The organism is Mesorhizobium sp. M1182 (assembly GCF_040318335.1).
Taxonomy (GTDB): domain Bacteria; phylum Pseudomonadota; class Alphaproteobacteria; order Rhizobiales; family Rhizobiaceae; genus Mesorhizobium.
On the sequence record NZ_JAMYMD010000062.1, the window covers coordinates 1 to 10,367 of the forward strand.

General features: G+C 60.3%; 8 protein-coding genes and 4 pseudogenes. 10 read left to right on the top strand and 2 right to left on the bottom strand.

Features of this window, described 5'->3' with window-relative positions:
• Both NKH33_RS32700 and NKH33_RS32705 read left to right on the top strand, forming a co-directional pair.
• Positions 1-617: pseudogene (locus NKH33_RS32700) on the top strand (site-specific integrase); the annotation flags it as partial.
• Positions 618-1,201: 584 nt separating this feature from the next.
• Positions 1,202-2,141: pseudogene (locus NKH33_RS32705) on the top strand (IS5 family transposase).
• A 203-nt stretch (positions 2,142-2,344) separates the two neighbouring features.
• Here NKH33_RS32705 and NKH33_RS32710 read toward each other — a convergent pair.
• Complete coding sequence (locus NKH33_RS32710) at positions 2,345-3,316, bottom strand: LysR substrate-binding domain-containing protein (RefSeq protein WP_352457357.1); 972 nt, start codon at positions 3,314-3,316, stop codon at positions 2,345-2,347.
• A 185-nt stretch (positions 3,317-3,501) separates the two neighbouring features.
• On the opposite strand from NKH33_RS32710, the gene NKH33_RS32715 reads away from it, so the two are divergent.
• From NKH33_RS32715 to NKH33_RS32750, 8 genes and pseudogenes are all read left to right on the top strand, one after another.
• A complete protein-coding gene (locus NKH33_RS32715; RefSeq protein ID WP_352637634.1) occupies positions 3,502-3,885 on the top strand; it encodes an ATP-binding cassette domain-containing protein in 384 nt (127 codons plus the stop codon).
• Between the two features lie 9 nt (positions 3,886-3,894).
• Entirely contained in the window at positions 3,895-4,671 is a 777-nt protein-coding gene (locus tag NKH33_RS32720) for an amidohydrolase family protein (RefSeq protein WP_352453728.1), read from the top strand.
• Between the two features lie 35 nt (positions 4,672-4,706).
• Positions 4,707-5,459, top strand: a complete 753-nt coding sequence (locus NKH33_RS32725) for an SDR family NAD(P)-dependent oxidoreductase (RefSeq protein WP_352453729.1) — start codon at positions 4,707-4,709, stop codon at positions 5,457-5,459.
• Positions 5,460-5,478: 19 nt separating this feature from the next.
• Positions 5,479-6,318 carry a transketolase gene (locus NKH33_RS32730; RefSeq protein WP_352637640.1) on the top strand — a complete coding sequence of 280 codons (840 nt, stop codon included), beginning with the start codon at positions 5,479-5,481 and terminating at the stop codon, positions 6,316-6,318.
• Positions 6,315-7,337: a transketolase family protein gene (locus NKH33_RS32735; protein WP_502902221.1), complete on the top strand. Its 1,023-nt coding sequence runs from the start codon at positions 6,315-6,317 to the stop codon at positions 7,335-7,337. The genes NKH33_RS32730 and NKH33_RS32735 overlap by 4 nt, the downstream gene beginning before the upstream one ends.
• A 63-nt stretch (positions 7,338-7,400) precedes the next feature.
• Positions 7,401-7,726: pseudogene (locus NKH33_RS32740) on the top strand (transposase); the annotation flags it as partial.
• Between the two features lie 71 nt (positions 7,727-7,797).
• Positions 7,798-7,953 (top strand): annotated as a pseudogene (locus tag NKH33_RS32745) (ATP-binding protein); the annotation flags it as partial.
• 266 nt (positions 7,954-8,219) lie between these two features.
• A complete protein-coding gene (locus NKH33_RS32750) occupies positions 8,220-8,576 on the top strand; it encodes a hypothetical protein (RefSeq protein ID WP_352453730.1) in 357 nt (118 codons plus the stop codon).
• A gap of 138 nt (positions 8,577-8,714) precedes the next feature.
• Here the strand turns inward: NKH33_RS32750 and NKH33_RS32755 are convergent, their stop codons facing one another.
• On the bottom strand, positions 8,715-9,683 hold the full coding sequence (locus tag NKH33_RS32755) for a glycosyltransferase family 10 domain-containing protein (RefSeq protein WP_352453731.1): 969 nt from the start codon (positions 9,681-9,683) through the stop codon (positions 8,715-8,717).
• Positions 9,684-10,367 lie beyond the last annotated feature (684 nt).

The window sequence follows — 10,367 nt, forward strand, 5'->3', positions numbered from 1 at the left end:
CCCGAGGATCTGATCGCATGTTCGAGACCCTCGACCGCGGCACGCTGCGCGGGCTGCGCGACCGCGCCATGCTGCTTTTGGGTTTTGCCGGTGGGCTGCGGCGCTCGGAAATCGTCGGCCTCGACATTGGTCGCGACCAGACCGAGGATTCTTCTGGCTGGATTGAGTTTTTTCCTGACAAGGGCGTGCTGGTGACCCTGCGCGGCAAAACCGGCTGGCGCGAGGTCGAGGTCGGCCGCGGCTCCTCCGACGCCACCTGCCCGGTGGTCGCGCTGCAAACCTGGCTGAAGCTGGCGCGGATCGGCCATGGCCCTTTGTTCCGAAGGGTAATAGGGCAAGACAAAAGAGTCGGCGCCGATCGGCTTAACGACCAGGAGGTCGCACGCCTGGTCAAGCGCACGGCGCTCGCAGCCGGCGTGCGTGGCGATCTGTCGGAGGGCGAACGCGGTCAAAAGTTTGCTGGCCATTCGCTGCGCGCCGGCCTCGCGTCCTCGGCCGAGGTCGACGAGCGCTATGTGCAAAAGCAGCTCGGTCACGCCTCGGCCGAGATGACGCGAAAGTATCAGCGCCGGCGCGATCGTTTCCGCGTCAATCTCACCAAGGCGTCCGGGCTCTGAAAAGCCCGCCCCCCTGCCCCGTTTTGTCCGCTGGGATGAGGCGGTCAGATCTCAGGCGATAACAATACCTCATCGAGCACAGCGAGCGCTGTATCCAGACTATCGGCGGCCGACGCTTCGTAGTCAGGCATGATCATCAACTGCGTTATGGCACGGCCCACAAGAGGGCATCGCGATAAAAGTACGCCAAACAACGCTAAGGGAGAACAAACGGTGATCTGATTTCGTTCGACGCTCGTTTTCGAGAGCGGTTCTGGGTCGTTCGCAATCAACTGTGTAGGCCAGCGGAGCGAGCAAGGAGCGCCAGATCCGGACAGGGCTGAGTGGGGTGTTTTTCCGGAAGGTGGGGCCATGCCCTAAGGGACACGAGATGTAGTGGACTCGTCGATCCGCGCGGTTTCGATTCGCGCACCCCGGGCACAACGCTTGGATAAGTCCCATCAGATGCTCTCCGGTGGCCGTCATCTGTTTAGCTGACATTGGGCCGAGGGCTTCCAGCACGAGCCACATGGCGGGGGTATCGGCCGTGACCATGGTGCGCCGCCCCTGTCGTCAATGCCAGCCGCCGTCACCGAGTCGCGAAGATGAAATTCAAGGTGACAAACTGGCCGGAATACGAGGCGGGCCTTCCGCGGCGCGGCAGTCTGACGCTGTGGTTGACAGAAGAAGCCTTGGCCAGGTGGCATGCGCCGCGAAGAACGACCCGCGGCGGCCAGCCCCGCTATTCCGATCTCGCCATCGAGGCGGTCTTGACACTGGGATGCGTCTTCGGGCTTCGTCTGCGCCAGAGCGAGGGATTGGCGACCTCGCTGCTCGATCTGATGGGGCTTGATCTACCGGTTCCCGATCACACGACGCTAAGCCGCCGGGCGCAGATATGGGAACCATCGGCCAAGCGGCAGCGGCATCCCGAGGACGGTCCGCTGCATGTGCTGATCGATAGCACCGGATTTGAAAGTCTACGGCGCCGGCCAATGGCTGGAAGACAAGCACGGTGCCAGATCACGCCGGACCTGGCGCAAGCTGCATTTGGTTCTCAATGCCGACAGCGGCGAGATCATCGCCCATTGTCTGACCGACCAGGACGGCGACGATCCCTCGCAGGTGAAGCCGCTGCTCGACCGGATCGATGCAGAGATCGACCAATTCACGGCCGACGGAGCATATGATGGCGGTCCCACCTACTGCGCGGTGCTGCAACACAGCGTCACCGCAAGGATAGTCATCCCGCCACGTTCAACGGCCGTGGAGAGTGATGACACCGGACCACCCGGTCAAAGGGACGGTCACATCACGGCGATCGCCAATGATGGAAGGCTGAATTGGCAGGCGTCCACCGGCTATGGCAAGCGCGCCCTGATCGAGACCGCCGTCGGGCGCTACAAGGGGCTGATCGGACGTCGCCTGCGAGCCCGCTCCTTTTCGGCTCAGCAGACCGAGGTCGCCATCGGCTGCGCCGTTCTCAACCGCATGACGGCGTGCGCACGCCCGGAGTCCGTTCGCAGCCCGGCAAGGCCGACATAGCAGGCGGCATCAAAGAGCTGATTGTGCCTAATGCCACATTTGTGCACCAACGCCTTGTCGCGCGGGCAGCCGCAGGCACAGGCTACGCGGAAAATGAAAAGCGGGGCCAACCCATTCGCTTGCACACAGCCTGCGTTTTGCCAGCTCCTCAACCGCAACGTGTTGTCAATCTTCGTCTTGCCATGTCTTGAACGCCGAACTGTTCACGCCATTGGCGCCGCTTTGTCATCCCGTGCCCCGAAATGAGGCCGTCGTTCGAACGATATGCGCAGTTGCTTATCCGCCAGAAACCGGCGAGCCAGATCGGTGTCGCGCTTACCCACGCGTGACACCCAGTCCGAAAACAGGCGAACCGCGCGCCGGTTCATATGCCGCGAAGGACAGACCAGCCAGTATCCCGGAAACTCGATGACCTCGAACTCTATCGAGACCGGAACCAGAGAACCCGACACCAGGTCCTCGAATGCGATGGATGTGCTTTCCAGGACCACACCTGCACCGTCCTTCGCCAGTTGAACCGACATTGACGAACGGTCGAAACGATAGGGATACGTCATGCGGGCGCCCTGGATACCGTTGCACGGCAGCCAATAATCCCACCGGAAATAGGCCTTCACACTGTCGATCAACCGCGCATGGCGAAGCTGCTCGCGCGGATCCGGTGAGATCGCGCGCAGTTCGGCAAGATAGGAAGGCGAGCACATCGGCAGGATCAGATCGTTGACGACGCAATCCGAATAAAGGCCGGCCCAGCCGCCGTCGCCATAACGAAGATCGAGATCGATGACCTCCGTTTCGAAATCCGAGAAATTGGGCGTGGCGTCGACGCGCAAATTCCAGCTCGGATAGCCCTTGCTGAACTCGGCCAACCGCGGCGCCAGCCATTTCTCGCCGAAGGAAGGACTGACGCGCAGGCTAAGCTGGAAGCTTTCGCGCTGCCGCACAATGGCATTACGCACCTCGCGTATGGATTCGAAAGCCTGGGTCGTGGTCTGGAAGAGCCGCTCACCGTCGATCGTGAGCGAGAGATGGCGCTTTTCGCGCTGAAAAAGCCGCACCCCGAGTTGGTGTTCGAGCAGCCGCAGCTGCTGGCTAACCGCCGAAGGTGTCACCTGCAATTCCTGAGCGGCCTTTGCCACGCCGCCGAGCCGCGCGACTGCCTCGAAATGCGTCATCGAATTGAACTTGATGTCTGACCTCGTCCTCGTCAGTTAAGCTCAGCTACACAGAATGTTAAGAAACGAAAATTGAGCCGAATGTCAATCGGTCGCACAGTGGTCCCGGAAGGAGATACAGGATGGAGCCGAGTTCAACCCAAAGCTTGGGTAGCGCCGGCAACGTGCCGGGAGTTGGACAGGTATTGACCAGGAAGCCCCTGATCGAAGCTGCCAATATCGAGAAGAGTTATGACGCAACCCGTGTCCTGCGGGGTGTGAGTTTTCAGGTCCGGGCCGACGAAATCCACGCGCTCCTGGGCGGCAACGGCGCCGGCAAAAGCACTCTCATCCGCATCGTCACAGGGCTGACCTCACGCGAAGCCGGCGAGATTGGCTTCGCCTCGTCGAAGGCCGACCACAACAGCCCGATCATCGCGGTGGTGCATCAGGAGCTGGCGCTGTTGCCCGAGCTGTCCGGTCGCGGAAAACATCGGCATTGTGCATGCGAGGTCGGGCTGGTGGCAGATCAGCCGTCGCCGCACGCGCGAAACTGCGCTCGGAGATCGACCCAGCGATCGGCGAAGTGATCATCGATAATGCCGGCACGCAAATTGTCCCTCCACGAAGGCCAGATCGTCCAGATCGCTCGTGCCCTTTCCACCGGAGCCGAAGTGCTGCTTCTCGATCCCGGCGATCCGGTTGGGGAAACGCGCTGGCTGCAGGAGATCGCCAACAAGCGAGGCTTTCCGCATGGCATCGTCGGCTATGCCGACCTGTCCCAACCCGACGTCGGCGACCTCCTCGACCGCCACATGGAATATCCGAACTTCCGCGGCATGCGGCAGCCGATGAATTATCATCCCGACCCCGCCAAGACCTATCTGGCGCGGCCGGAGGTCAGTCGTACGCCCGAATGGCGGCGCGGCTTCCGGGAGCTGGCGAAGCGCGGGCTGAGCTTCGACCCGCAGCTCTACTATCCGCAGATGAGCGAGTTCCTCGAACTGGCGCGCGACTTTCCCGACGTGCAGATCATTCTCAATCACACCGGCATGCAGGTCGACGGCGCCGAGCATTTTGGCGCCTGGAAAAAAGGCATGCACCAGTTAGCGCAAGCGCCGAACGTCGCCTGGATCTCGGGCCTCGGCATGGGCGACTGGACTTGGACCACGTTCTCGATCCGTCCTTATGTCGAGGAGGCGATCGCAGCCTTCGGCGTCGGCCGCTCGATGTTCGCGACGAACTTCCCCGTCGACAAGCTGTTCTCGAGCTTCGACGCCATTTTGAACGCCTTCAAGGAAATTACGATCGCCCACCCGCACGAGGAGCGGCTCGCGCTGTTCCATGACAACGCCGCCCGGTTCTACCGACTTTAGATCACCGGCAAACAGAAATAGCAGGAGAGTTCGACTTGTTGCTGAAGGGCAAGGCCGTGGTGATTTCGGGGGCCGCGGGCCCCCGGGGAATTGGCCGCTCCACGGCAGCGCTGATGGTACAGCACGGGGCCCGCGTTGCAATACTCGACCTCGATGACGGGCAAGCGCGTGACGCCGCTGCGTCGCTTGGACCCGACCATATCGGCCTTGCGTGCAACGTCGCGGACCTCGACGCCTGCAAGAGGGCGGCGGCGCAAGTGACAGAAACCTTGGGCAGGATCGATGTGCTCTGCAACAATGCGGGCGTCACGCAGCCGGTCAAGACGCTGGAGATCAGCGCGGCTGACTGGGACCGCATCCTCGATGTCAACCTACGCGGCGTGCTCCATCTCAGCCAGGCATTCATCCCGAACATGCGCGAAAATGGCGGCGGCTCGATCATCTGCATGTCGTCAGTTTCGGCCCAGCGCGGCGGCGGCATCTTCGGTGGCCCGCACTATTCGGCTGCCAAGGCGGGTGTTCTGGGGCTTGCCAAGGCCATGGCGCGCGAATTCGGTCCCGAAGGCATCCGCGTCAACTGCATCACACCGGGCCTGATCCAGACCGACATCACCGGCGGCAAACTGACCAACGCCATGCGCGCCGACATCATCAAGGGAATCCCGCTCAGCCGGCTGGGCGAGGCGCGCGACGTAGCCGGCGCCTATCTCTTCCTGGCTTCCGATCTGGCCAGCTACATCACCGGCGCCGTGATCGATGTCAACGGTGGGATGCTAATCCATGGCTGAGTGGACAACGGAGCTTGAGATGCCTGGCGCTGGCAGCAATGTCAGCCTGGCCGAACGAGCCTATCATATCCGCCGACACGCCGTGCGGATGGGTCAAGTCCAGGGCCAAGGTTATGTCGGACAGGCGCTGGGTGTCGCCGACGTGCTTGCCGTCGCCTATTTCCATGCGCTTCGTTACCGGCCGGAGGACACGTTGTGGGAGGGACGCGACCGCTTCCTGCTGTCGATCGGACACTATGCGATCGCGCTCTACGCGGCTCTGATCGAAGCGGGCGTGCTGCCGGAGGAAGAGCTCGAAACCTATGGCAGCGATGAAAGCCGTATGCCGATGTCCGGCATGGCGCCATACACGCCCGGCATGGAGATCACCGGCGGCTCGCTCGGTCACGGCCTTGGCATTGCCGTTGGCATGTGCATGGGGCTGACGCGCAAGCGAAGCGACAGTTTCGTCTACAATCTTTTGTCCGACGGCGAGCTCGGTGAGGGCTCGACCTGGGAAGCCGCGATGTCGGCCGCCCACCACAAGCTCGACAATCTCATTGCCATTGTCGACTTCAACAATCAGCAGGCCGATGGTCCGTCGACGGCCATGCTCTCCTCCGAACCGGTGACCGACAAGTTCGAGGCGTTCGGCTGGCATGCGCAGCGCGTCGACGGCAACGACATCGAGGCGGTCCGCAAGGCCTTCGACATGGCGCGCGGCCTGAAGGAACCTCGTCCGCGTGTGATCGTTTGCGATACGCGCATGGCCAAGGGTGTGCCATTCCTGGAAACCCGCGACATCACGCATTTCATCCGCGTCGAACCGCACGAATGGACGTTAGCGCTCGAAGCTTTGGAAAAGGGACGTCCGCGTTGAGGTTGTCAAAGTTCGCGCCGCGCCACGCCGCCAATGCCGGTGAGCGCAAGACCACATCGGCGATGATCGCGTCGATCGCGCCCGATGGCGTACCGACACGCAATGCGCCGTTCGGGCACACACTGGCCAGACTGGCGCACCAGCGGCCCGGGATAGTTGGCCTGACGGCGGACCTCGCGAAATACACCGATCTCCATGTCTTCGCACAGGAGCATCCGGACCGCTTCTATCAGATGGGCATGGCGGAGCAGGTGCTGATGAGCGCCGCCGCCGGCTTGGCGCGGGAGGGTTTTACGCCCTTCGCCACCACCTACGCCGTCTTCGCATCGCGACGTGCCTACGATTTCATCTGCATGGCGATCGCCGAGGAGAAACTCAATGTGAAGATCGTCTGCGCCTTACCGGGGCTGACGACCGGCTACGGCCCCAGCCACCAGGCGACGGAGGACATCGCGATTTTCCGCGGGATGCCGAACCTGACGATCATCGACCCTTGCGACGCGCTCGACATCGAACAGGCCACGGAGGCGATCGCGGACTACAACGGGCCGGTCTACATGCGGCTTTCGCGCGGTAAGATTCCTGTCGTGCTCGACGAAGACGACTATACATTTGAAATCGGCAAGGCGCGAATGCTGCGCGAGGGCGCGGACGTATTGTTCATTTCCAGCGGCCTGATGACCATGCGCGCGCTGGAGGCCGCGAAGGCGCTTGAAGCCGACAGGATCGGCTGCGCCGTTCTGCACGTTCCGACGATCAAACCTCTGGATACGGAGGCGATACTCGCTGCCGCGCGCCGTTCGGGACGGCTGGTGGTGGCGGCGGAGAACCACACCATCATTGGTGGCCTTGGCGAAGGCGTTGCCGCGCTGCTGATGCGCGAGAGAGTGACCCCAGTCTTTCGCCAGATCGCCCTGCCCGACGAGTTCCTCGACGCTGGCGCGCTGCCGACGCTTCACGATCGCTACGGGATCTCAACTTCCGAGCTCGTGCGCCGCGTCCGCATTTGGAGCGAATGAGAAGTAAGAGCTCTCCCCACACAACAGTTGAGTCATCGACCTTGACCTTGCCCCTCTTATCTAATCCGGTTTGAAGTTCGTTCTGGCCCATCGAGAGGACCAGGGACATGTAGCCGCTTCTCTGAAGAGCAGATCATCGGAATTTTGAAGGAACATGAGGCCGGGGTATCGGTTGCCGATCTGTGCCGCAAGCACGGGGTCAGCGACGCCTCGATTTTCAACTGGAAGGCCCGCTTCGGCGGGATGGATGTCTGCGAGGCTCGGCGACTGAAGGCTCTGGAGGACGAGAACACGCGGCTGAAGCGGCTTTTGGCCGACGCCATGCTCGACAATGCCGCGTTGAAGGATCTTGTGGGAAAGAAATGGTGACGCCCGCGGCCAAGCGGAAACCTTTCCAGCGACCAGATCGATCAACTTCAACGCCGACTGCAACGGACCAGGCGATCAAGGAAAGGTGCATCATGAAGCATTCGCGGAGCCGACAATAGCCGACGCCATTCTCGACCGGAGCATCCACAACGCCCATCGCATCACCCTCGAAGGCGACAGCATGAGAAAGCAAAAAACACCGCCGCCCTTGACCGGCGCCGAAAACGGCGAAATCAATCGCAAATGACTTCAACCAGGCAACCGAGCGCCGACCCCATCCTGCTGTCCGCGAATTAGTGAAACTGCTGTCCGCGATTTAGCGGAACGACTGTCCCGTTTTTGCGAAATACGCACGTCCGACGCAGCTTGCGTTGACAGAGGCGGTTTTACGCGCAGTTGCAATAGCACTTCCGCCGGCCTATTTTTGTGGAGTTCAATTGTGGTTCGGCCAAGGGCGCTTTGGGCGCCGGACCGGCCCCGTGTAAACCTCATTAAAGAGAGACGAACCCTGCCATGGAAGAATTCTTATCGCGCATCGCCACTGGTGCCGGCATCGGCCCGGCTCTCGCAGAGAAGGCCGTTGGGTTAATGCTGGGTTTCCTGCAACGCCACGCGGCCGACGGTCCCGTTGCGCGCATGATCGCGGCCATTCCCGGAGCTTCGGAATTAGTGGCGAAGTATCATGGCAACGACCCAGAGGGCGGAGGCGGCCTCATGGGGCTCGGCCAGCAATTGATGAGTGAGGGTCTCAGCATTCTAAAGATCGCCGCCATCGCCAACGAGACGATCGCCTTCGCCAAGGAACATGCCGGCGACGAACTCGTGGACGAGGTCCTCAATTCCGTTCCTGGCCTTCCCCAGTTCGTCTGATCAGCGGCAGCCGGGGGCGCATGACCTCGTGCGCCCGTGCCGGCCCGTCTGCGCAGGTAGGCATTCTCCGCCGAGCGCTCCGTACCGATCTCGCCAGACCACCAACCGCCGGGCACGCGAAGCGAGCGTTGTAGTACTTCATTCGTCTGTCCCAAAATCGACCGCAGGCGAACCGATGTGTATAACTTCCGGCGGTAAGGGTTTATCGTGAACGCTTTCGATGAAGCCCGCGAGATAAGCAAACGTATTGTATTTCTCAAGAACCAACCGCTTCGCCTCTTGTATTGCGCCGCGACGCTCCTTCCAGAGGTCCGAGTCGATGATTTCTTGAATTTTTTGGATTACGTTCTTGTCCTCTGGGTCAATCAGAACCATTGAGTCGGAAGGGAAGAACCTCGTGATTGCCGGGCTGCCGTAATAGATCGGCATTGTTTCAGCAACGAAGCAGTCCATAAGCTTCTCTGTAAAATAGTAATCAGCACGAGTATTCTCGAAAGCTATACTGTAACGGTACGGTGCGAGTGCGTCCCATTTATCTCCAATCAGCCGAAAACCTCGGCCGAACAGGTCAAAATCGAGCTCCTCTCTCAGCCGTTCCAGAAACGCCAGCCGATATCGATGCCCTTTAAGCAGGGCGATGTTACTGGTAATCCATGAGAGCCGAAGCGGCTTGTCCACGACTTCGCTGACCAGAAGTTGGTCATATGTCTTTGTTACAGACCAAGACCGAGTGATAGGTGGAGACAAAACGAATCGGCGCTCTGCATTCTGCCGAGCAGCCAGCTCTGCGTCAGACGTCAGGACGATGGTATTTTTCCCCTGCCCTTCATGAAATGCGCGATGAGCTTTCGTCGGCGGTTCGCCGATTGCAAAAATTGTCCTGTTTGGACTCGCCTCGATATCAACAGGGAGCCCAAAAATAGAAGCAGAGTTAAAGACAATATGCCAATCGGGCGCGAAGGATGTCCTGCGTACAAAAGCGACATTGTTCCAGATTCCACTGCCCTTTGGAGTGAGATGGTGGATTGCATCATCCAAAACGCCCCAAGAATCCAGACATGTAGCAACAATGGGCGCCGGACGTTCCGTCAACAATTTGGTCGACAAAGCAGTTCCACCCCATTCACTTCCGTTGGACCGGGAGCAACTCGTGCATCGGGCGCAAGACCTCTCTGCGCCTGAAATAGCTCGCGATCCTGATCGGTATCAAACACACGATTCTGTGCGACTTCGCGATTCTGTGCGACTTCGCGCCATTCGACAACTCATCTCTAAGACCGCGGGAATCCCTTCACTCGTGAAGGTACTCAATCGCCATTTCGGATTGCGGTAAGATTGGGCAGCATAAACCTTCCGGGACCCGCTGTCGAGGCAATTGTCGCTTTGCACCTAACCAGGTTCTTCCTCACTTTGTGTGGTGATCAGGCCGGTTGAGTGGCAGCATGCGTGCCCTCTAAAATATGGAAGTTGACTACATTCTTATTATTAATCGGGATATACGACCAGTTTAGAGGCGGCTCGGCTCTCACAGGCGACGTTTGCAGCGGCGACGGCAGATCGAGATATTGGCGGGTTGATGCCGGGGCTTTGTCCGAAATCTGTGGTCCGATTTCGGACGAAGTGACGGTCAAGATGTCCGAAATATGCTACGAATTTCGGACAAGCTTCACACACAAAGCGCCGCGGCTTTGCCCGACATCATCGACATCGTCATGCAGATGGGCGATGCCGACCTAGCCTCGTCCCCCTCCCCTTCCAGCCATTGCCAATCCCAGCCTGCCTGCGCAGCTT